The 21,585-nt window shown below is 39.8% G+C and carries 22 protein-coding genes and 1 tRNA gene; 16 read left to right on the forward strand and 7 right to left on the reverse strand.

Going from position 1 to position 21,585, the window contains the following annotated elements; all coding sequences use genetic code 11:
• Window positions 1-22: 22 nt before the first annotated feature.
• The gene (locus CAL6303_RS15595; protein WP_015198773.1) at window positions 23-1,330 is read right to left on the reverse strand and encodes an S-layer homology domain-containing protein; all 1,308 of its coding nucleotides are present in this window, start codon (window positions 1,328-1,330) and stop codon (window positions 23-25) included.
• A 165-nt stretch (window positions 1,331-1,495) separates the two neighbouring features.
• Between CAL6303_RS15595 and CAL6303_RS15600 the strand changes: the two genes are divergently transcribed.
• The 7 genes from CAL6303_RS15600 (at window position 1,496) to CAL6303_RS15630 (ending at window position 7,130) form a co-directional block, all read left to right on the forward strand.
• On the forward strand, window positions 1,496-2,044 hold the full coding sequence (locus tag CAL6303_RS15600) for a hypothetical protein (RefSeq protein ID WP_015198774.1): 549 nt from the start codon (window positions 1,496-1,498) through the stop codon (window positions 2,042-2,044).
• Window positions 2,045-2,430: 386 nt separating this feature from the next.
• Window positions 2,431-3,309, forward strand: coding sequence for a M48 family metallopeptidase (locus CAL6303_RS29345; RefSeq protein WP_015198775.1), 879 nt, complete (start codon window positions 2,431-2,433; stop codon window positions 3,307-3,309).
• Window positions 3,288-3,369 (forward strand) — tRNA-Leu (locus CAL6303_RS15605). The genes CAL6303_RS29345 and CAL6303_RS15605 overlap by 22 nt, the downstream gene beginning before the upstream one ends.
• Window positions 3,370-4,185: 816 nt before the next feature.
• Window positions 4,186-4,392 carry a hypothetical protein gene (locus tag CAL6303_RS15615; RefSeq protein WP_015198777.1) on the forward strand — a complete coding sequence of 69 codons (207 nt, stop codon included), beginning with the start codon at window positions 4,186-4,188 and terminating at the stop codon, window positions 4,390-4,392.
• Between the two features lie 428 nt (window positions 4,393-4,820).
• Window positions 4,821-5,618, forward strand: a complete 798-nt coding sequence (locus CAL6303_RS15620; RefSeq protein WP_015198778.1) for a WecB/TagA/CpsF family glycosyltransferase — start codon at window positions 4,821-4,823, stop codon at window positions 5,616-5,618.
• A 524-nt stretch (window positions 5,619-6,142) separates the two neighbouring features.
• Window positions 6,143-6,589, forward strand: coding sequence for a lasso peptide biosynthesis B2 protein (locus CAL6303_RS15625; RefSeq protein ID WP_015198779.1), 447 nt, complete (start codon window positions 6,143-6,145; stop codon window positions 6,587-6,589).
• A gap of 184 nt (window positions 6,590-6,773) precedes the next feature.
• Entirely contained in the window at window positions 6,774-7,130 is a 357-nt protein-coding gene (locus CAL6303_RS15630) for a hypothetical protein (RefSeq protein WP_015198780.1), read from the forward strand.
• Between the two features lie 221 nt (window positions 7,131-7,351).
• On the opposite strand, the gene rsmI is transcribed toward CAL6303_RS15630, so the two are convergent.
• Window positions 7,352-8,203 (reverse strand): 16S rRNA (cytidine(1402)-2'-O)-methyltransferase, encoded by an 852-nt coding sequence (gene rsmI / locus CAL6303_RS15635; RefSeq protein ID WP_041739654.1) that lies wholly within the window; start codon window positions 8,201-8,203, stop codon window positions 7,352-7,354.
• Between rsmI and CAL6303_RS15640 the strand changes: the two genes are divergently transcribed.
• Together CAL6303_RS15640 and CAL6303_RS15645 are read left to right on the forward strand one after the other, a co-directional pair.
• Window positions 8,202-9,065: a sugar kinase gene (locus tag CAL6303_RS15640; RefSeq protein WP_015198782.1), complete on the forward strand. Its 864-nt coding sequence runs from the start codon at window positions 8,202-8,204 to the stop codon at window positions 9,063-9,065. The genes rsmI and CAL6303_RS15640 overlap by 2 nt on opposite strands.
• A gap of 116 nt (window positions 9,066-9,181) precedes the next feature.
• Window positions 9,182-10,036, forward strand: coding sequence for a 3'(2'),5'-bisphosphate nucleotidase CysQ (locus CAL6303_RS15645; protein WP_015198783.1), 855 nt, complete (start codon window positions 9,182-9,184; stop codon window positions 10,034-10,036).
• A gap of 32 nt (window positions 10,037-10,068) precedes the next feature.
• Here CAL6303_RS15645 and dusA read toward each other — a convergent pair whose 3' ends face one another.
• Complete coding sequence (gene dusA / locus CAL6303_RS15650) at window positions 10,069-11,091, reverse strand: tRNA dihydrouridine(20/20a) synthase DusA (protein WP_015198784.1); 1,023 nt, start codon at window positions 11,089-11,091, stop codon at window positions 10,069-10,071.
• A gap of 860 nt (window positions 11,092-11,951) precedes the next feature.
• Here dusA and CAL6303_RS15660 point away from each other — a divergent pair.
• Genes CAL6303_RS15660 through CAL6303_RS15670 form a run of 3 tightly spaced genes read left to right on the forward strand, consistent with a single transcriptional unit; the run spans window position 11,952 to window position 13,845 of the window.
• Complete coding sequence (locus CAL6303_RS15660; RefSeq protein ID WP_015198785.1) at window positions 11,952-12,302, forward strand: NINE protein; 351 nt, start codon at window positions 11,952-11,954, stop codon at window positions 12,300-12,302.
• 19 nt (window positions 12,303-12,321) lie between these two features.
• On the forward strand, window positions 12,322-13,017 hold the full coding sequence (locus tag CAL6303_RS15665; RefSeq protein ID WP_015198786.1) for a helix-hairpin-helix domain-containing protein: 696 nt from the start codon (window positions 12,322-12,324) through the stop codon (window positions 13,015-13,017).
• Between the two features lie 18 nt (window positions 13,018-13,035).
• Entirely contained in the window at window positions 13,036-13,845 is an 810-nt protein-coding gene (locus tag CAL6303_RS15670) for a dienelactone hydrolase family protein (protein ID WP_015198787.1), read from the forward strand.
• Window positions 13,846-13,975: 130 nt separating this feature from the next.
• On the opposite strand, the gene CAL6303_RS15675 is transcribed toward CAL6303_RS15670, so the two are convergent.
• Both CAL6303_RS15675 and glyA read right to left on the reverse strand, forming a co-directional pair.
• On the reverse strand, window positions 13,976-15,238 hold the full coding sequence (locus CAL6303_RS15675; protein WP_015198788.1) for a competence/damage-inducible protein A: 1,263 nt from the start codon (window positions 15,236-15,238) through the stop codon (window positions 13,976-13,978).
• A 98-nt stretch (window positions 15,239-15,336) separates the two neighbouring features.
• On the reverse strand, window positions 15,337-16,620 hold the full coding sequence (gene glyA / locus CAL6303_RS15680) for a serine hydroxymethyltransferase (RefSeq protein ID WP_015198789.1): 1,284 nt from the start codon (window positions 16,618-16,620) through the stop codon (window positions 15,337-15,339).
• A 345-nt stretch (window positions 16,621-16,965) separates the two neighbouring features.
• On the opposite strand from glyA, the gene CAL6303_RS29350 reads away from it, so the two are divergent.
• Complete coding sequence (locus tag CAL6303_RS29350; protein ID WP_015198790.1) at window positions 16,966-17,208, forward strand: hypothetical protein; 243 nt, start codon at window positions 16,966-16,968, stop codon at window positions 17,206-17,208.
• A gap of 128 nt (window positions 17,209-17,336) precedes the next feature.
• A complete protein-coding gene (locus CAL6303_RS15685; protein ID WP_015198791.1) occupies window positions 17,337-17,834 on the forward strand; it encodes a Tic20 family protein in 498 nt (165 codons plus the stop codon).
• A gap of 154 nt (window positions 17,835-17,988) precedes the next feature.
• On the opposite strand, the gene CAL6303_RS15690 is transcribed toward CAL6303_RS15685, so the two are convergent.
• The gene (locus CAL6303_RS15690) at window positions 17,989-18,762 is read right to left on the reverse strand and encodes a fumarylacetoacetate hydrolase family protein (protein ID WP_015198792.1); all 774 of its coding nucleotides are present in this window, start codon (window positions 18,760-18,762) and stop codon (window positions 17,989-17,991) included.
• Between the two features lie 556 nt (window positions 18,763-19,318).
• Between CAL6303_RS15690 and rpsF the strand changes: the two genes are divergently transcribed.
• Complete coding sequence (gene rpsF / locus CAL6303_RS15695; RefSeq protein WP_015198793.1) at window positions 19,319-19,648, forward strand: 30S ribosomal protein S6; 330 nt, start codon at window positions 19,319-19,321, stop codon at window positions 19,646-19,648.
• Between the two features lie 313 nt (window positions 19,649-19,961).
• Window positions 19,962-20,522, forward strand: coding sequence for an Npun_F5560 family protein (locus CAL6303_RS15700; protein ID WP_041740659.1), 561 nt, complete (start codon window positions 19,962-19,964; stop codon window positions 20,520-20,522).
• A 414-nt stretch (window positions 20,523-20,936) separates the two neighbouring features.
• On the opposite strand, the gene CAL6303_RS15705 is transcribed toward CAL6303_RS15700, so the two are convergent.
• A complete protein-coding gene (locus CAL6303_RS15705) occupies window positions 20,937-21,254 on the reverse strand; it encodes an STAS domain-containing protein (protein WP_015198796.1) in 318 nt (105 codons plus the stop codon).
• Window positions 21,255-21,585 lie beyond the last annotated feature (331 nt).

Here is a 21,585-nt window from a genome sequence, read left to right on the forward strand (position 1 = left end):
CATTAGCAAAAACATCAAAATGTTATCCTCTACCCTTACCCTTCAAAATATCGCTAGCCGAAACTCCCTCACCTTGGGTGCCGAAATACCACAACACAGCAGCAGCTTCACTTCTTGTAACTGGCTTCTTGGGTTGGAATAAAGTTGTATAACCAAATACTCGCCGAATATTTGATTGTTCTCCACTTTGATGATCTGCAAGCACCGCTTTTAAAGCTTTAGGTTCAATTTTGGCAGCATCTTGAAAACCCCACGTCTGCTTCACTGCCTCTAAATTGGCTGTAGGCAAGCCTTGACGACTATCGAGGGGTAATTTCCACAACAGCATTTGTTCCCTTGTTAATGGGGAACCTGCCCGAAACAGAACCTCCGTAGAGTCCCCAGATAGTTGACTAGGAATCAAACCTGCTTCAGCTAAACCCTGAATATATGGGAAATTTGGATTATTTTTAGCAACATCACTATAAGCTGGTTGCGAACTTTCATTACCTAAACGGATTTGTTTACTAGGGTTACTTGCATAAAAAGTATTATTTACAGTTACCAACCAACGCGCATATTCACCACGAGTAATGATTTTGTTGGGTTCTAATTTGTTAGTTTGAATTGAATATGCAGGGATCACACCCAATGTTGCTAATTCTTGGATATATCGCTGTAGTTCCTTTGGTGCTTGATTAATATCGGTATATTGTTGCGGTTGTAAAGTGGGAGTATTCACTGGTGGATTTTGGTTTACATCCCCAGTTTTGGGAACTTCCGTAGGATTAGGAGATGGAGTTTCAGAAGAAGTGGGGGAGGGAGTTGTTTCTGGTGTGGAAGTAGTTGCAGTCACCCCAGCACCATATTCGATTACTAACTCGGTTGATATTTGGGGTTGATTAGCTGTTGGGTTGGTGATGGATTTTGGTTGAATTGAAACCTTAACCGTTGAATTATTATTTTTCACCTCAAAGGTACCAATATCATCGGTAGGTTGTTGGAGAATTTGCCAGTTATTTTTTTGAAATTCGCTGCGGTAAAAGCTAGTGATAAAATTGCTAGGATCAGAACTTAACCAAGTAGCTGATGTTTGGTTTTCTGTGCCTGGAGTTGTCGCTTGCAATTGAGCATTGGGATACACAGGGATATCTGTGGGGAAATCCTCTGGTAGCTGTGGAGTCGGGTTAGTGGTTGGAGTCGCACTGGCAACGGGACTATTGAGTAAACGCTGATCCGCTGCTAGTGATTTTTCTAAGTCTTTTGCAGATGGGCTGTTTGCACAGGCAGTGAGGGAAGCTAGTACAATAGTCAAACTAAAAAGAATAATTGGTTGTTTACGGTACAGCACAGGAATTTAGGAAGTAAAGCGTCAGTTTCTACACTAGCGTATCAGCGTTGATATGCTGCTAACGGTCAAAAATAGGAGTTTTTGTAGGTTGGATGTCAGTGGGTGGCTCAAACGAGGATTTATGGAGAATATCTACATTGCTATTTCTAGCAAATCAAAATTAGCATGAATATCAACAAATTAATTTTAACTTCTACTATCGGTGTAGGTGCATTCGTCACCATCACAACGGGAACAGCATTAGCTCAGATTCAACTTACAAATCAATCAAAACTGTCGCTAAACGGAATTGGTGCAGTGAAAGTGGGGATGACTCTGAAGCAAGCATCAGCATCTGCGGGAACGACTTTAGTTAGAGGCAATGGATACGAAGATGCTTGCTATTATGTAACTCCTAAAAATAAAGCTGCTAGTGTATCTTTTATGGTGACATCCGGAAGAATTGCCAGAATTGATGTGTATAAAGGCAGCCCCATTACTACTATTAAAGGGGCAAAAATCGGAGATACCGAAGCCAAAATTAAATCCCTATATCCTGGAAAAATCAAAGTTGAACCCGATAAATATGTCCCAGGGGGTCATTATTTAGTATTCACTCCTCAGGATGAGGCAGATAAAAACTATAGATTAGTGTTTGAAACCGATGGCAAACGCGTAACATTGATGAGGACAGGTAAACTACCTGAAGCGTCTTATGTGGAAGGTTGCTCTTAACATTCCTTATGTCTTGAGCTATGGATCTTAACTACGACGCGATCGCATAATTCAATTAACTATTTATGCAATGTCATATCGTTTCTAGTAGTTCGTTTACTAACAACAGTAATTCGCTGCGCTTGAAACGATTGTAGCATCCTGATGTTGGTATCGTTTCACCCATCTTGGACTTGGAAAATATGATGGAGTGTTTTTCACAGTCGGGAACTCGAATACCAGAAATCCAGTCATCGCCGTGGAATCGTTGGTGACTTAACCTTATTCATATTTTCACAATTCAGAAGTATTGTTATGCCGTATTTATACAGATTCGTTATAATTTGTGAATCGGGTAAACCAAATTGTTGACTCTACATCACAAACATTTTTGAGATAATTTGATCATGTCTCCCTTAAAAACTCAGTTAGTTGGTTTAAAAGCAGATTCGTTTCGTCACCACCTCGATTTAGAGGCAACCAAAACTCTCAAGCAGATACCAGGTGTTGATATGATGGTGCGAAATCTTCTCGGACCAATTGCCGAGCAGGTTTTTTATGCGGAAAATATTGCTTCTAGCGTCCTGGTAGGTGAAAAGCAACTACCAAATTTACACAAACTTCTTTTAGAAGCTTCCAAAATTCTTGATATTGAGCCACCACAACTATATATTCGTCAACATCCCGCTCCCAATGCTTACACCTTTGCGATGCGAGGAAAACAACCCTTTGTTGTCTTACACACCTCGTTGATTGATATGCTCACACCTGAAGAAATTCAGGCAGTTATTGCCCACGAATTGGGACACCTCAAGTGTGATCATAGTGTTTATTTGACCCCAGTTAACCTGTTGATCCTAGCTGCTGCGGCTGTACCCAATGTGGGGATGCTTCTAGCTCAAGGTTTGCAATCTCAACTTTTAGAGTGGGTACGCTGCGCTGAGTTCACATGCGATCGCGCTGCACTCCTAGCTACCCAAAATCCCCAAGTTGTCATGTCTGTCCTGATGAAACTGGCTGGTGGTTCCCCAACTTTAGCCCCTCAACTAAATCTGGATGCTTTTATCGCTCAAGCACGCGCTTACGATGATATCAGCAAAACCGAGCTTGGCGAATCAATCAAAGCCACCCGCACCGCTCAACTCACCCACCCAGTCCCTGTACTTCGCGCGAGAGAAATCGATCGTTGGGCTTCCAGCAAAGAATATCAAAAACTATTGCAAAATTCTTCAGATATAGGTTACAATAGCGAAGGTAAAACCAAGGGCGGGTGGCGAAACTGGTAGACGCAGCAGACTCAAAATCTGCCACCGAAAGGTGTGAGAGTTCGATTCTCTCTTCGCCCATAGTAGAGATAGATCCATAACCTATCGCAAATTACATAAAACAAACTTAAAACACTATTGGGATGATTCACTGGAACATCACAACAGTGTTTTTTGTTGCTGATTCCCAAAATCATCCCAACATATCAGTAAACAGTAATACACCTGGTAACTGATAACTGGTTAAATAATTATCCAACTTCCTATTGTGGAACAGGCATTCCAATCTTTTCGGGCAAGACTTCGGCGTGAGCGCTACTTTACCTCCGGTACACTTCGTTCCCACTAGGCTCAGTACAAGTCAGTCCTTACCTCCGGTACACTTCGTTCCGACAGGCTCAGGAACCATCGAACGCTGCCGAAACCACAGAATATTTTATTTTCTGGAAGTCCCTTAATACCCACTTGGTTAAATTTTCTTGTTCCTCGTCCCCATCCGAAGAAACATTAACATCTTCTTGAATATCTTTCCGGATAGAGATGCTAACTTTTGTATAGGTGTGTAGGGATAATGTAAATATACGAGAAAGCAAAACTCTCTTTGACCTAACCTTAAGCATCAAAAACTCACTTATTGACCTGAGTATCAAAAATTTAGTCTTATATTCGAGCCATACAACTACTAAAACTAGGCTATATCTCTAGATCCATCGATAACTAAATTAGAGCTAAATTATTTATGCGATCGCAACTTGCCGAAATCAAAACTAAAAAGTATAATTGTAGTATTCAACTAAGAATAAAAAATCAACCATTACCCCATACATGTATCAAATTTAACTAAGTTCAAAACTCAGGTAATTAAATTTACAGCGTTATCTTTACCCAGTAAAATCTATGCGACTAAAAAGATGGGAGTCTCCCCGCAAAGAAGGCAGAAATGACAAAGGCAAAGGCGGTTCAGCCAGAAAAAGGCAGCTTAAAAAACAGCAGCAAATGCTAAGGAAGCGGCTTAAAGAAGGTACTAAACCCGATAAAAATCAAAATAATTCACAGGGGAAAGATAATTTAATCTTTCCCTTTTTTATGACTAATACATTTTAAATGAAGTTTATATCAGCACAAAATATATAATTTTTACTTTGACAAAAGTTACTCAAATTTTTATCAAATCAATATTAATTACTTAATACTAGTTTCAAATTAGACTGGGAACCGAACAAAATTTACTAATAATTAGTCTGAACTTTAACTAAATATAAAGAAAACATGAAGCCAATATGAAATAAACATAAAGTTATAAAAAAATGTACTCATAGTATTTTTTTTTAAGTAAAGTAATATACAATGAAAATTGATAAAAATATTGCCAGGGAAACCGAGTAAATACGGTCATATAAATATTGCATCTCCGTTGTGTTGACTTGTAGTTGGCTCCAAACTTAAAAAAGTCGGGAGTTATACTTACTTTTCAGGATTCTGAACTTTCTGAGTAGTCGGTCATTGTTTTTGACACAAGGAGTTAAACGAACATGGTAGGAAGATTGCTTATGCCTACTGCGAGAGTCCTTGACTTTCCAATCACAGCCTTAAAGTTTGATGATCAAGTACAAACTATTTTAAGGTGGGCAATTGCGCGTGAAAGTAAAACAGTATGCGTAGCCAACGTACATATGCTTATGGAAGCCTACTGGAATCCTGAATTTGCGAGCATCTTAAAAAGTGCAGATTTAGTCACCCCTGATGGAATGCCTCTAGTTTGGATGATGCGACGTATGGGTGCAAGATATCAAGATCGTGTTGCTGGATTAGATATATTGCAGTCTTCATGTGAATTAGCTCAAGCTATGAATGTGAGTGTTTTCTTCGTGGGTTCTCAATCTAGCATTTTATCGGGAATGCGGAGACGTTTAGAAAAAGAGTTTCCTCGGCTGAAAATAGCTGCAATGGAACCTTTACCTTTCCGTCCTTTAACTGAAACTGAAGATGAAGCATTAATTGAGAAAATCAACTCCAGTGGAGCGGGTTTAGTATTTGTTTCTTTAGGATGTCCAAAACAAGAAAATTGGATTTCACATCATAAGGATAAAATTCAGTCGGTGATGATTGGCTTGGGTGGAGCATTTCCAGTTTATGCAGGTCTGCAAAAACGAGCACCCCGGATAGTGCGGGATTTAGGACTAGAATGGCTATATCGTTTTATTCAAGAACCGCGTCGTCTTTGGAGTAGGTATGCAAAAACTATTCCAGCCTTTATTTGGCTAGCTTTAAAGCAGCTATCATCAGGGAATACACTTGTGGAATTATCTCACTCACGGTCTCAAAATTAATAGGAGGTCGATGATTTTTAGGAAAAAACCTCGCGTTTAAATACCTAAAATCTAGCCATACATTTAGATTAATAATTCTGCATTTCTGCAAGGCTAATGCTTCAACCTGCCAAAATACTTAGTTGATGTATAGCTTAAAGACAACTTGCCGAATTCCTTAAATGAAGAGGTTTTTAGTTATCATCTTCCAATCGTCGATACAGCAGATTCCGGGAATATAAAGTATAGAAATCACCCTGTAAATCTGCGAAAAATAAGCATATTTTATTATGGCTACAGATTGGTGCCATGCCGATCTAAAACAGCCTAGGTATAACTTATCTTTGTATTCGATGAAGTAGCGAGCTACTTACCCTAGATATTTTCAGTTATGCGCTTTATTTCCTGAGTAAGAGTTAGGTAATTTGGAAGCCAGTATCATTCCTTGCACCAAAGTTCACAATTAATTGTTTGGATAATTTTAGTTAACTGAGTGTTTATTTAAACGGAAAATTAGTTTCATACTGAGTTTGTTAAGATCACGAATGAGAAAATTGCGGTATTTTTTGCGGATGCGATCGCGCGATCGCATCCTGCTACTAATGACTTTTATTTTAATGGGAACAATTAGATTAGGATTATGGTTGCTTCCGTTTCGTGTGTTAATCAAGTTACATACGAAAACGATGCATTTGCTTCAGAAAGTGCCTAATTCGACACAAGTCAGCTTGGCACACATTATTGCCTATGTGAATTTATCCACCCGCTATATGCCTGGTGGGGCAAAATGTCTAGCTCGTGCTTTAACAACTCAAGTGTTAATGCATCGCTATAATCATCTTGGTGAATTACGTATCGGCGTTTCAAAAAATACAGTAGGTAGTATCGAGGCTCACGCATGGATTGAGCATCAAGGACAAATAATTATTGGTAATCTTGAAGATCTTCCACGCTTTATTCCTTTACCATCTCTAAACAGCGTCAAGTTGTGACAGATGCCGCTCAATTATCCTCTAGACAAACTTTTGTTGACGATATACTACTTTAGAAAGACCAAAGCTTAAATTAGATTAACTTTATTCCTATCTCTAGATAGTGTAATTGCAATTATTAAACTCATAACATTACTTGTATCAAAGGTAAATCACAAGCAAAAGTTTAATAGGGGCATAAATTATGAGCAACGAACCTACTGGTAAAGCAACCGATTCATCTGAGCGTGCGGAAAGAGACACGTATGATCGTGGTATCATCCCAGCCGAAACCGCCGCACGTAAAGAAAGAGAAGGAGATGAATATAAGACTGCACATACTGAAAGTGCCACAGACGGTTACACCGTAGATAATGAAGGTTTAATCAATAATTATGCTGTAGAACCGGAAATGTATTATGAAGTTCCCGGTGACGCTCGTGAAGCAGAAGAAGCGGAAAAAGCAAGAAGAATGGAAGAACTTAAAGAAATCAAAGAAGATAATCAAGGAGAACTCACAGCAGACAGCGATGAGCGTGGTAAAGGTGTAGGCGCAATCTAGCTCTCCCCGAAGCGCCTTTCCGAAGGGTACAGCACGCAAGCTACGCATTCATCCCACGCCACGCAGTGAGTCAGACGTGGGGCTTCTGCTGTCCCGGCTAAAAACCTAACGACAAAAACTACTACTTCAAACGTGAGAATACACCCATTTCAATTGATGCATGTACAAACCAGCCCTATTGCTTCGCAAAAGCAAGCTACAAGTAAGTAAGGGCTGGTATTTTATATATCTATTTCTAAAGCAAGTTGATATAGTTGCCTTTTGGGGATAGAGGTTAATTTTGCTAGTTCTTTTGTGGCTTGCGATCGCGTGATGCCCTGAGCTATCATTCTTGCCAGTTCTACTTTAATTTGAGCAACAGAAAGCTCTTGATCAGAAGTTGTATTCCCCTCCACAACTAGGGTATATTCGCCTTGGGGTTCCTTTGTTTGGTAATATTCGCAAGCTGCATCAAGGGTACCCCGCCAAAACTCTTCATACAACTTAGTTAATTCCCTTGCTATAGCTATTTTGCGTTCAGCACCACCAAATACCTCAGCCAAATCCTGTAAAGTTGCCCGTAGACGGTGTGGTGACTCATAAAAAATCAAAGTTCTAGATTCCGTCTTCAGCAACTCCAAATATTCACGGCGTTGCTGTAATTTTGGCGGTAGAAACCCCTCAAACACAAATTTATCAGTTGGAAGAGCCGCAGCACTCAAAGCGGTAATTGCGGCATTTGCGCCGGGAATGGGGACAACATCAAAACCCGCATCCACACAAGCCTTCACCAACTCATACCCAGGATCAGAAATACCCGGCATTCCGGCATCACTAACTAACGCGATTGTTTTCCCATCCTCTAATTTTTGGAGTAATTCAGGAATTCGGCTAGTGCTATTGTGTTCGTGATAGCTAACTTGCGGTGTTTTGACTTGAAAATGGTGTAATAATTTTCCTGTGTGGCGAGTATCCTCAGCCGCAATCATATCAACATTTTGTAACACCCGCACCGCTCGAAACGTCATATCCTCCAGATTACCAATTGGAGTAGCGACAATGTAAAGTGTTCTGGGTTTGGGTTCACTCATTATGCAAAAACGCGGTCTATTTATTGGTTTAATTACCCTAGATTTAATTTACCTTGCGGATGCTCCTCCCCAAAACAATCAAAAACTAGTTGCCACAGATTACACTGTAGCAGCAGGGGGACCAGCCACCAACGCCGCCGTCACCTTTAGTTACTTAGGAAATCAAGGGAAAGTCTTAGGATTACTAGGTTCCCATCCGATGACACAACTAATTAAAAGCGACTTAAACAAGCACCAAGTAACCATTAGCGACCTTCAGCCTAGCAAAAAAGAGCCACCACCAGTATCGTCAATAATAGTATCTGAAGCGACAGGCGATCGCGCAATCATTTCCATCAACGCAACTAAAACGCAAATAGAAAACCAAAACATCCCAAACAACATACTCCAAGACATAGATATAGTATTAATTGACGGGCATCAAATGCAAACCAGTTATCAAATAGCCAAAATTGCCAAAACCCGAAAAATCCCCATAGTAGTTGATGGTGGAAGTTGGAAAACGGGATTTGAAAAAATACTACCATTAGTAGATCACATAATTTGTTCAGCCAACTTTCATCCCCCAACCTGTCAAAACACCCAACAGGTTTTTAGCTATCTTCAACAACTTAAAATTCCCAACATTGCCATCACCAACGGAGACAAACCCATAGAATACAAATCAACCCCCAGCAATCAAACCCATCAACTGGAAATACCCAAAACTTCCATCATTGATACCCTAGGTGCAGGAGACATATTCCATGGTGCATTCTGTCATTATATCCTCCAACAAAACTTTCCCCTAGCCCTACAATCAGCCGCCAAAATAGCCACAAAATCCTGTCAACACTTCGGCACACGCAACTGGATGAAAAACTAAAACCCCTCTTTATATTCTCTCCTTCTTCTCTCCTTCTTCTTTCCATATTACTCTGCGCCCCTCCGCGCTTACCTCCGCGCCCCACTGCGTTAAAAATATTATATTCCCCCTCCCAAATGCAAAACCTCCAACAAATCCTTCAAATAGCACGTCCCATAACTTGGGAAGCCGCCAAAATCCTCAAATCATACTATCAAAAAACCCAACTAGACATAGAATACAAAGGCGAAGATCCAGTTACAGCAGCCGACATAGCAGTTAGCAACTACCTAATACAACAACTACAATCCCAACTCAAAAACCAAGACTTTGGTTACGTCAGCGAAGAAAACTATCAACAACAACAACTAACCCAAGAATACGTTTGGATCATTGATCCCTTAGATGGAACCCGCGACTTCATCGACAAAACAGGCGAATATGCAATTCATATAGCCCTCGTCAAGAACCATCGTCCAGTATTAGCATTAATTGCAATTCCCGAAACAGACAAAATCTATTATGCCACACTTAACGGCGGTACATTCGTTGAAACCAGCGACGGCAAAATTCAAAAAATTGAAATATCAACATCCCAAAAAATCGAAAACTTAATAGTTCTTGTTAGTCGTTTTCATCGGACTGAAAAACTAGAATATTTACTTAAAAACCTGCCTTGTCAAAATCATAAATCAGTCGGTAGTATCGGTTGTAAGATAGTGAATATGATTGAACATCAAGCCGACGTTTACATCTCTATTTCTGGAAAATCAGCACCCAAAGATTGGGATATTGCCGCACCGGAATTAATCCTCACAGAAGCGGGGGGAAAATACACGCATTTGGATTTGACACCACTACAGTACAACACAGGTGATGTCAGTCAATGGGGTGGTTTACTAGCAAGTAGTGGTGAATTTCACGACATACTTTGTCGTGAATCGCAGAAAATTCTATTAGATTGGGAAAAACTTGAAAATCCACAGACGTGATATATCGCGTCTAAACACAGTCTACATAGATTTTATGTGGTGCTAGGAACCAAAGCTAAAGCTTGAACCAAAACTTGAGAATCTCCCGCACCACGACAAGAATGTTCCGTTATGTATTGCTTCCATGCACGACTTCCTGGTTTCCCTGCGAATAGCTGCAACATATGACGAGTAATTTTATGTAGCTTCAAACCTTTAGCAGTCCATTTATCAACGTAGGGAAGCATTGCTTCTACAACCTGATGACGTGTTCTAGGGATATTTTCATCACCGTAAAATTGCGAATCTACCTGTGAGAAAAGATACGGATTATTGTATGCCGCACGTCCAATCATCACAGCATCAACTGACTCTAGCTGTTCCTGTACCTGTGCTAAATTTGTCAAGCCGCCGTTAATTTCGATAAATAAGTCAGGAAAATCAGCTTTGAGACGATGGACATCAGCGTAACGCAAAGGGGGAATATCCCGGTTTTCCTTGGGACTCAATCCCTTTAACCAAGCCTTACGAGCATGGACATTAAATACCTTACACCCTGAGAGCGCGATCGCATTCACAAACGCAGCCATATTTTCGTAGCTATCAACATCATCCACTCCAATCCGGTGCTTCACACTAATTGGTATATTCACAGCAGCAACCATTGCAGCTACGCAATCAGCCACTTTTTCCGGTTGCATCATCAAACAAGCACCAAAGTTGCCATCCTGTACCCGACTACTGGGACATCCAACATTCAAATTAATTTCGTCATAACCCATATCTTCGGCAATTCGCGCACACTTCGCCAATTCTTGGGGATTATCACCACCAACCTGTAAAACTAGCGGTTTCTCTTCCGGGGAAAAGCCTAAAAGATGTTCTCTGTCACCATGAATAATCGCCGCAGTTGTCACCATTTCGGTATACAACAAAGTATGCTGAGTAATCTGCCGCATAAAGTAGCGAAAATGACGATCAGTACGATCCATCATTGGTGCGACACTGATGGGGTAATATTGCGATCGCGCCGAATTCTGAACTGGTACTGATGTGGATAATGTTGTTTGATTCACAGACTAATAATTAATTCATCTATTGTATATTCAGGCAATGGTCGTTCACTAGCCTAGCGCTTAATGGACAACCCGCTCTACCCACTCACAGCTTAAAATATATTTTAATTATACTTTTATGAAATTCAGTTGTTAATACTGGAATTTCCCAATAATCGATATTATCATCAAAGATAGATTTCAAAGCTGATCTGTTGATAGTTTACTTTGACACAACACGCAAAAATATTGTATGATCGTGTAGGTAACTTGTAATCGCAATTAATATGTATATATTAATTTTCCTTAATTTAGGTTGAATAACTAAATATGCAAGTCCGACACCGCATCTGGGGTATTATCTCCAAAATCGAAAGCTTGAATACTATATTCTGAATAATAGGGTTAGTGCCAAGTTTGATCAAAAATTTGAATTGCCAGCAGCGTCCTGTTATCAAGCTTAGTTTGTAATATTAAACATTAACTCATACATTAATTTTAATGATTTTCTCAAAAATCGTAATAGTGGTAGCCCAAATCACAAGTTATGGTGAAGGCATTGTGACTCTATTCAGTTAGTAGTAAATATGAGAATTTCAAAACAGAAAAGTGCAAAGTTAAAGTCTTATTTCGGTTTGATGCCATACGCAGCTATCGGAATAGCAATTTTTTACTTTAACTCATTAGCAAATACGAATTATCTACTTAGGGGATATTTTACATTGCTAGAGTGCCAAACCGCAATACTGGCAATTTTATTCATAACTGGTAAACTAAAAACCAAGTCTGAGCCTACAGATCATCATTAAATAATAATTAATTATATCATTTCATCTTCAGTAACGACCATACATTATTAAATAAGTAAACAGGAGTAGGCAATGAAGAGTAAGGGAACAGCTACAATTATATGTTTTTTTCTGGGTGGTTTAGGCGTTCATAAATTCTATCTTGGACAAACTGGTGCTGGAATTGTATATCTATTATTGAGTTGGACTTTTGTACCTTCAATCATCGCATTTGTTGAGTTTTTTATTCTTCTATTAATGTCTGACGAAGATTTCAACAGACAGTACAATAACGGGATAAGTGGTAGTGGTTATAGTGGTGGTGCAATATCTGCCCAAGATGCCACAAGGGCTTTAGGTGATTTAAAAAAATTGTTTGAATCTGGCGTAATTACAGCAGAAGAATATGAAGAAAAGCGGCAGAAACTTTTGAAATCTTTGTAAAAATAAAGTTGGTTTTATCGTGTCGCAATCATCTTGGTTTCAGCAAACACCCCGTTGGGTATGGCTTTCTGCAATTCCAGTATTTGGTGGTTTGGCAATAAGTTATGCTGGTTATAAATCAAAAACTAAAGGATGGATAGCTGTAGGGATAGGAATCACAGGTGCTTCCTTGTTATTATCTAGTAGTGGTTTAACATCTTTTATCTGGATGGGTCAAATAGGACTATCTGTCTATTTGAAAAAAAGATTTTTAGCAAAAACATATCCCAAAACTTTACCAATTCCCCACGAGCCAGAATTAGCCAAAATAATAGCTAACAATCGTGATAAAATTGATATTAACGAATGCACTAAAAATGATTTAGTAATGTTAGGTATTCCCATCGTTTATGCAAATAACGTCGAGTCATTACAAAACGAAGGATATATATTTACCCACATAGAAGAATTGAGTGAAATTGCTGGAATTCCAGAAAAAACTGTAGCTAAAGTTTCGTCAATGCTAGTTTTTAGTTATAACTACAGAAAAGAAGCTGACTCTTCTTGGAGAAGACTAAATACATATACAGTTCAGGAATTAATTGATTGTGGTTTAGATGCTGTAATCGCCGAAAAAATCGTTAGGGAAAGACAGCGCAAAGGCGAATATAAATCGTTAATTGATGTTAAATATCGCACGAATTTACCTGTAAATAGTTATAAGCAGATTTCTTAGTTTAGGCTATGCAGCTTGATGAAAAATATCGAAATTCAAACAGCAACAGTTAAAATACCCAATCACAAATTAGAAATCGATGCCTATCTCGCTCAACCAATTCAAAGTATAAATTCTGGTGCAGTTATCGTGTTTCATGAAATCTTTGGCGTGAATGGAAATATTCGAGATATCACCGAATTAATTGCCAAACAAGGATATATTGCTATTGCCCCAGCGATGTACCAACGTAATGCTCCCGGTTTTGAATTTGGCTTGAGTGAAGCGGATATTGGTTACAGCCAACAAGCCTATGAATTGGGATTAAAATATTATCAACAGGTCAAATATGGGGAAATATTAAGCGATATTGCAGCAACAATTTCCTACCTCAAAAACTTACCAAATCTAAAAATTAATTCCATTGGCTGCATTGGCTTTTGTTTCGGTGGTCATGTTGCTTATATGGCTGCAACTTTACCTGATATTAAAGTTGCAGCTTCGTTTTATGGTGGTGGAATTACAACTTCTAGTTATGGAGAAGAGATTCCTACGTTGAATCGAACCCAGAATATTAAAGGCACTATCTATTGCTTTTTTGGAACTAAAGATACATTGGTTTCACAGGAAGAAAATCAAAAAATTGCAGCGGAACTAGAAAAACATAAAATCAATCATCGTGTATTTAGATACGACGCAGGACACGGTTTTTTTACTGGATTCTTTCTTGATAAATATCCATTTTTAACAAAACATCCAAATTTGAACCGGGAAGCTGCCATCGATTCTTGGTACAAAGTTCTGGAACTGTTTCACGGAGGGTTAAGTTCTAAAGTTACGGCTATGTGAGGATTTGGGTATGTGAACCAATGATAGCCGTAACGCACCAGGATCATACGGTATTATTTGACCATGAAAGGCTGAGTAATAAACGGCTTTCCCCCACTGCCTACTGCCTACTCACTACTGCCTTGACGTACTAGTTACGTGAAAATAGCTGTAGTTTACGTCGGAGACAATCCAAAGCAGTAGAAGCACTGGAATAACGAACTAAATAACGTCCTCTAATTGCCCCAAAGTTATATTCAAAACTTTCCACAGTACCGTCGGGTGCTGCTAAACCGATGTAAACTAACCCCACTGCTTTAGTTTCTGTTCCTCCAGTTGGTCCAGCAATACCTGTGATGCTCAAACTCCAACTAGTTCCAATTTTAGTTTTTACACCCAATGCCATTTGTTCGGCAACGATAGCGCTAACTGCACCGTGTTTTGCTAAGTCATCGGGGTTAACTCCCAAAAGTCTTTCTTTGACTGAGTTGTCGTAGGATATTATACCACCCCAAAAATAATCGGAACTGCCAGGTATTTCGGTGAGCATTTCCCCTAATCCACCACCTGTACAGGATTCGGCAACAGAAAGGGTTTGACCTGCTTGGCGTAATAGTTCCCCTACTACGGAGGCTAACGTGTCATTATCAGCACCATAGTAGTCTAGTCCAGCAATTTCTTGGAGTTGTTTGGCAACAGGATCGATTAATGCTTCGGCTGCTACTTCAGAATTGGCTTGAGCGGCAACACGTAATTTTACTTCTCCCTTACTGGCATAGGGTGCCACGGTTGGGTTAGGTAGATTCAGGTATGAGGCGACTTTTTCCGCTAAAGCTGATTCAGTAATGCCGCGAAACTTTAACATTCGGCTGTGGATGATGTTTTTGCCCCAACCTTGATTTTTTAGGTAAGGAACGGCTGTTTCTTGCCACATGCGGCGCATTTCGCTGGGTACACCAGGAAAGGTAAAAAGGGTAATATCGGAGTTTGGTTGCCAAATAATTCCGGGTGCGGTACCTGTGGGGTTGGGGAGAATTTCGGCACCTTGGGGAATTAGTGCTTGTTTACGGTTGCTGGATGTCATGACCAGTCGGCGATTTGCGTGTTTTTGCATGATATCTTCGATGATATCGGCACGTTCAATGAGGGGAGAACTGAAGTAATCGGCGATGGTTTCGCAGGTGAGATCGTCGGGTGTTGGTCCAAGTCCTCCTGTAAAGATGAGGATTTTTGCACCTCTATTGATAGCAATGTCAATAACTTGCTTGATGCGTTGGACATTATCACCAACTACAGTTTGATGATAGTGGGGAATGCCTAGTTTGGCTAACTCCTGGGCGAGATATTGAGCGTTGCTATTGAGAATATCACCTAATAATAATTCTGTACCGACGCAAATAATTTCTGCACTCATAAGTTGGGAAGGAGTTAGAAGAGAGGGAGTGAGGTTTAGATCCCCGACTTCTTGTGGAAGTCAAGGATCTGGGTGCGTAACAACTAGCTTTTAAACGCTTAAGCGATCGCGTGAGCGGCAACTGCTAGATGGGGATATAACGGGAAGCGATCGCATAATGTCGCAACCCTACGTTTACAGTCGGCTGTTACTGCCTCAGAATCTGGACTGAGCAAACGATCGGCGATAATATTGCCGATTTCCCCAAATTCTGTGACTCCCATACCTCGTGTTGTCATTGCTGGTGAACCTAACCGTAGTCCACTAGTAACAAATGGCGATTCTGGGTCGAAGGGAACTGTGTTTTTGTTTGCCGTGATATTTACAGTGCTGACCAATTGATCAGCGATTTTACCTGTCATGCCAATACTCCGCAAATCTACGAGCATTAAATGATTATCGGTTCCATCTGATACTGTTTTTAATCCGCGATTTTTCAGTTGAGCGGCTAATGCACGGGCATTTTCAATTACTTGGGCTGAATAGATTTTAAACTCTGGTTTGAGGGCTTCGCCAAAGGCTACTGCTTTGGCGGCGATTACATGCTCTAATGGACCGCCTTGGGTACCTGGGAAAACCGATTTATCTAATTTTTTACCTAATTCGGCATCGGCTGTCAAAATCAAACCACCACGGGGTCCCCGGAGGGTCTTGTGGGTGGTTGTTGTCACTACATGACAATGGGGAATTGGGTTAGGGTGTAAACCTGTGGCAACTAAACCTGCAATGTGGGCAATGTCTGCTAACAAATAAGCACCCACTTCATCCGCAATACTACGGAACTTGGCAAAATCAATAATTCGAGGATAAGCTGAATAACCGCAAATTATGAGCTTAGGACGCTCCCTAAGCGCCTGCTCTCGGATTTGCTCGTAGTCTAGCTGTTCGGTTTCCTGGCTGACTCCGTAGTGACAAACTTGGAACCATTTACCGGAAACATTTACAGGGGAACCATGGGTGAGGTGTCCACCATGGGACAAATCCATCCCCATGATTTTGTCACCTGGTTCTAGGAGGGTTAGAAATACAGCAAAGTTTGCCTGAGCACCTGAGTGAGGTTGAACGTTAGCGTGAGCAGCACCAAATAGTTCTTTAGCCCGATCTATTGCCAATTGTTCGATTTTATCGACAAATTCGCAACCACCATAATAACGTTTGCCGGGTAAACCCTCAGCATACTTATTGGTGAGTACCGAACCTTGAGCAGCAAGAACTGCGGCTGATGTAAAGTTTTCGCTAGCAATCAATTCTAAATGATCCTGCTGACGACCAAGTTCTTGATTGATTAATTGTGCGATCGCATAATCGGAAGTTGCTAGAAAATCTGAATTAGTCTTAGTCACAAGAACTATGCCCTATGGAATTTAGCAATTTTGTGGCAACTACGATGTTGAGGTTTCATCTGGCTTAAATGCAACCAAAACCGAGTGCGTTAATTATGATAACGTTCTTTTCCTGCATTTCACCCATAACTATGACTAAATTCATCTAGTTTAAGATCACAATAAATGTATTATTTTTTACTTCTAGACTGATATTTTTTGAGTAAAGACAATATAATTTGAATTATTGGGATGCAAGCTTACCTTGTCAAAAAACAAGTATTGTGCGTTTCGGGTTTTATTGAGAACTGAAATTACCAATTACTGCAACTAATTAAAACAAATATTTATAGAGGGGGGAATTATATGTTAGTGATTTTAACCGATAATTACATCCTAACTCCCAAACAAGTCTGTCAATCCTGCGTACTTGCTGACAGCAGCGGAGAACCACGTTGGCGTTCTGGTAAGCTTTGTTGTGGTCATGCGATAGCGCCAGCGCTGTTTCTTGGATGCCAGAATGGCTTTTGTCAGTTCACTAAAGTTAGCAATCAGCAACCAGAATTATATAAATGCGCTATGGGATTTTGTATTGCCAAAATAGATTAAAAAATCTAGTGTTTTCATACAACACGCACTAAAACATGATATAAGCAGTTGGGTCAATCCCATGGATTGGTAACTGCGTTATTCTAAAAGAAATACAACCTTAATTTTAAATTTTTGGAGAATATTCTATGACTTGGCGTGGTACAACAACAATTCCTGACAGAATTTATGCTTCTTTGCCTTATTTACTTCCCTTAATGGAAGTTTTAGATTTTGCCGTGCCCCTAGTTAAAAGCTTTCCTATTTTACGTGAAGTTCTCACGCCTTTAATTATCCTGGCAAACATTTATCGCAGTATACTTCCCTTAGGATTGGGTAGTTTAGTGCTTTTCATCGTTCTATTTGCATTTGTGATCCGTAATGAGCGCATCAATCATTTTATTCGCTTCAATACAATGCAAGCCCTGCTTTTGGATATAGTCATTTTCCTTGTACAGCTAGTTTTCGGTCTGATATTAAGGTTGTTAGGTGCTATACCCAACGGAGCTTTCGCCCTAGAAACATTATCCAGCACTATCTTCTTGGGAATTGTTGCAGCGGTTGGTTATTCAGTTTTTCAATGTGCGCGGGGAAAATATGCCGAAATTCCGGCAATTTCCGAAGCTGTGTATATGCAAGTTAGATAAAGACTATTTCCAGCCTAACTCTGCATATCTCCATATAAGTGATAAGTGATGAGTAATGAGTCTGTTTTCTAACGGGAATTTAACAAGGAAGGTTTGCGGGGTCATCCGACACCGTAAACCTCCCAAATCCTGTTAAACAAACTTAATCAAAAAGTTACCTGGCAATTACAGTATTTTCCAAACGACCAATTCCCTCGATTTCTACGCGGACGCGATCGCCTAAACTTAAAGCTCCTACTCCCATAGGTGTCCCTGTTAAAACCACATCTCCTGGTAAGAGTGTCATCACCTGGCTAATATAAGACACCAAATAATCTGGTGCAAACACCATTTGATCGATACATGCCGATTGCACGGGAGTTGGATCATCGTTCAAAAACGTCTGTAATCTTGCCCCAGGATTTAATTCTCGGACGATCCAAGGACCCAAAGGACAAAAACTATCAAATCCTTTAGCCCGCGTCCACTGACCATCACGGCGCTGTAAATCCCTTGCAGTTACATCATTGGCAATAGTGTAACCCCAAATTTTCCCATGAGCTTCAGACGGAGTACAGCAAGTTGTACGCTCTCCAATAATCAGTGCCAATTCTCCTTCATAATCTACTCGCTGTGATTGGGTTGGGTAAATAATTTCACCATCCGAAGGAATTACAGAAGTAGCAGGCTTAAGGAAAATCAGTGGTTCCTGAGGGACATCAGTTCCCATCTCGGCAGCATGATCAGCATAATTCTTACCTACTGCCACAATTTTCGAGGGAGAACAGGGAGCAAGTAATTGGTAGCTATCTGGCTCCAAATATATCTCGGTAGGCTGTCCTTGTAACCAAGGTGGTGCATCCAGCGCTTGGACATTCAACGATAGCTGAAGCAAGCCGTAGTAAATTTTTCCCTCTTGGTTTTGAACTCGCACGAAGCGCTGTGCCATAGCTGTAATTAGTATCCTTAATCTGCAATCACAAAGCTGAAAAGTGTAAATAGCCTATATATTTAAAGTTTAAGATAATTTACAAGTACACAAAACAATGAAAATTTATGACTGAGTTTACCTGAAAGGTTTCTGGAGTCCTATGACCTCAGAGAGATTTCACAAGTATTTGTTTGTCAACATAGCCTATAACATTTTTTATAACTATAAGCATTAATTTTGATGATCACTCCAGTTGAGAGAGTGAGGAGTTACCCAATCACTAAATTAATTTTCCTATGTGATTGTGAAGCAATTTTAGTAATGATTTTGTAAAAATCGTCATATTTGGCTAGTTTCTATGTGTAAGTTGGAAGCGTTACTAGTATATGTGGGCTTTGTACGGGAATTGTTGTAAGATTATAATTCCTTGTTGCCACTTGTGTGGGTTAAGAGTTAGCGAACTGACAAAAGCCTTTCGAGGATTCCAAATCAGCCCAACTTCGCGTAAATATCTCAGCGCCTCTAACAATAAATTCTTGGCAGCCATTTTGTCCGTAAGGAGACACAACAGACAATGCAAACAGTTTACGAAACTATGTATATCCTGCGCCCCGATTTGGGAGACGAGCAGGTTGAGCAAATAGTCAGCAAGTACGAAACCCAAATCCGTGAGGGTGGTGCTTTTGATATTGAAATTCAAAATCGTGGCAAACGTCGCCTAGCTTATGAAATTGGTAAACACCGTGATGGTATTTACATTCAAATGAACTATCAAGGACCCGGTGCGGTTATTGCCCCCATGGAACGAGCCATGCGTCTTACCGAAGATGTGATTCGCTACATGACTATTAAGCAAGAGATTAAAGAAGAAAAATCTGAATCGGAAGAAGCTGTAACAGCGTAAGCTTAAAGCCATTTGAATTCTACAGTGACCTGAGATCCCCGACTCCTTCAAGGAGTTGGGGATATTAATACCCACAAGTTATATGTCAGTGACCCATGCTAAATTATCAATAACTTGCCAAATACTGTCCAATGTATGTAAAAAGGTAGTTGAAAACAAATTTTTACCCAATCTAACTATCTGCCAACGAATAAATAAGTAGTTATACTGAATATTCTGAAAACTCAGCATTATTTGTTGTGGAAATGCTCAGAAGTATTAAAATATTTATATTTTAGAGTGAAAAAGATTTTAAATGGGGCATGAAATAGCTGTGAGCCAAACCGATCACTCGACAATTCAGACTCTTTCAACAGAGTTAACAAAGCTGCGTCAAGAATTGCAATTGCGTGACCAGCTTGTCCAGCAGTTATCTCAGGAATTGTTTCGTCTGGTAAAAGGAAATACAAACTTTATCCCGCAACCCGAAACATCGGATCGTCATCATAAACACCTGCAAGCTTTGCACGAACAGCTGCAAGCAGTTGAACAACAGGTAACTTTTTACCAGGAGCAAATTACAGCGCGTGACGGTGAGATTTATCAACTGCGACAAACAGTTCAGGAATTAAGCGATCGCAGTCGGATGCTAGAACAGGTAGTGCAAGAGTTGCCCCAAATATATCGACAAAAATTTGAGGAACGAATGGCTCCTATTCGGGAAAAATTAACAACACTCCAGCGGGATAACCGTCAACTGCAAGCAGAGTTACAAAGTGTTAGCTATCGTCTCGCACTCAAAACTCGCACAACTAGCCATAGCGGTATTGATTTACCCAATTTTCCGCGTCTAGTTAATCCTTCTGGAAATGTCTCACCAGTACCCAATGGGTAAGTGGTTGAAGTCAAAGCATTCCAACAGCTATCCCCATAAGAATAGCTGCTAAGTTTAGCAGCAATAAGGTTATTTTTTGGAAAGCACAAAAATACAAAACTTTGAATAGGGTGCCATCACAGTCCAGGTATTATTAGCCAAGAATTATTAGCCAAGAATTAGTAGCCCATGTTACGGATTGAAGCGCTGAAAATACAGGTGTTAGGCTTTTTTCGGTTTCTATATTTGAAAACAGCAGGTTATTTCATGAATTCATTCAAAATTTGAGCCTCAAATTTGAGTGCTTGAATTCAAGAGTAGTAATTAATAGTCGTTAAAAACTGAATATACTCGACTTACAAGCCTAGTTAAGTGTTTCCTCTAAATATTTAGTGTCAAACTAGCTTGCGGCAACCAAGTCTGTTTCAACAGTAATTACAAAATATCTTCATAACAACTGAAAATTTCAAACACCGAATCCAAGTGAGTTAGCTCTAAAACTAATCTGACTGGTGGTTGGACTCCGCATAAAACCAAACGACAACCGCTTTGTCTGGCTGACTTGAGTCCTGTCACCAACGAAACTAATCCTGAGCTATCCATAAAATCAACCTGAGTTAGATCAATAATCCAAAGTTGATGGTTTTGTGGTGTCACCTGAGCCATTTGTTCGCTCAATGCAATACCACCTTCCAAGTCTATGCGTCCTTGGGGTTGAAATAAAATAACCTGATGTTCGAGGGTGAGAGTCATAGTTTTCACTAAGAAATTGAGTAGTTATCGAAAAAACAAAAAACGATATAAATACTTAATTTAGTAGCTTCAATACCATTTGAGTCTGCTTAATATATAAGTGTGCCTAGTGGTATATGTATCTCTAAATACGTCAGTATTTACGTCGTATAAATTATCTTAACTACCCAATATTAGACACAAGGACAAACAAAATTCAGTAGCATCTGTGTCTTTTACTAAAATTTTATGGTTTTCCTATATATTTATAAAGTTTTGATAAATTTTTAGTAAATATTGTATCTATAACTTTAGAGAGTTGCACATGTAATATATATTGTGCATCAAAAAA

It is taken from the genome of Calothrix sp. PCC 6303, assembly GCF_000317435.1.
GTDB lineage: Bacteria > Cyanobacteriota > Cyanobacteriia > Cyanobacteriales > Nostocaceae > PCC-6303.

Excerpts from the sequence above, each read along its gene's own strand:
- CAL6303_RS29350 (WP_015198790.1), top strand. The coding sequence starts at position 16,966 with ATGTTAGTGATTTTAACCGATAATTACATCCTAACTCCCAAACAAGTC.
- CAL6303_RS15670 (WP_015198787.1), top strand. The coding sequence starts at position 13,036 with ATGAAAAATATCGAAATTCAAACAGCAACAGTTAAAATACCCAATCAC.
- CAL6303_RS15685 (WP_015198791.1), top strand. The coding sequence starts at position 17,337 with ATGACTTGGCGTGGTACAACAACAATTCCTGACAGAATTTATGCTTCT.
- CAL6303_RS15690 (WP_015198792.1), bottom strand. The coding sequence starts at position 18,762 with ATGGCACAGCGCTTCGTGCGAGTTCAAAACCAAGAGGGAAAAATTTAC.
- CAL6303_RS15645 (WP_015198783.1), top strand. The coding sequence starts at position 9,182 with ATGCAAAACCTCCAACAAATCCTTCAAATAGCACGTCCCATAACTTGG.
- CAL6303_RS15615 (WP_015198777.1), top strand. The coding sequence starts at position 4,186 with ATGCGACTAAAAAGATGGGAGTCTCCCCGCAAAGAAGGCAGAAATGAC.
- CAL6303_RS15675 (WP_015198788.1), bottom strand. The coding sequence starts at position 15,238 with ATGAGTGCAGAAATTATTTGCGTCGGTACAGAATTATTATTAGGTGAT.
- CAL6303_RS29345 (WP_015198775.1), top strand. The coding sequence starts at position 2,431 with ATGTCTCCCTTAAAAACTCAGTTAGTTGGTTTAAAAGCAGATTCGTTT.
- CAL6303_RS15660 (WP_015198785.1), top strand. The coding sequence starts at position 11,952 with ATGAAGAGTAAGGGAACAGCTACAATTATATGTTTTTTTCTGGGTGGT.
- CAL6303_RS15620 (WP_015198778.1), top strand. The coding sequence starts at position 4,821 with ATGGTAGGAAGATTGCTTATGCCTACTGCGAGAGTCCTTGACTTTCCA.
- CAL6303_RS15705 (WP_015198796.1), bottom strand. The coding sequence starts at position 21,254 with ATGACTCTCACCCTCGAACATCAGGTTATTTTATTTCAACCCCAAGGA.
- CAL6303_RS15640 (WP_015198782.1), top strand. The coding sequence starts at position 8,202 with ATGCAAAAACGCGGTCTATTTATTGGTTTAATTACCCTAGATTTAATT.
- rpsF (WP_015198793.1), top strand. The coding sequence starts at position 19,319 with ATGCAAACAGTTTACGAAACTATGTATATCCTGCGCCCCGATTTGGGA.
- CAL6303_RS15630 (WP_015198780.1), top strand. The coding sequence starts at position 6,774 with ATGAGCAACGAACCTACTGGTAAAGCAACCGATTCATCTGAGCGTGCG.
- CAL6303_RS15625 (WP_015198779.1), top strand. The coding sequence starts at position 6,143 with ATGAGAAAATTGCGGTATTTTTTGCGGATGCGATCGCGCGATCGCATC.
- CAL6303_RS15600 (WP_015198774.1), top strand. The coding sequence starts at position 1,496 with ATGAATATCAACAAATTAATTTTAACTTCTACTATCGGTGTAGGTGCA.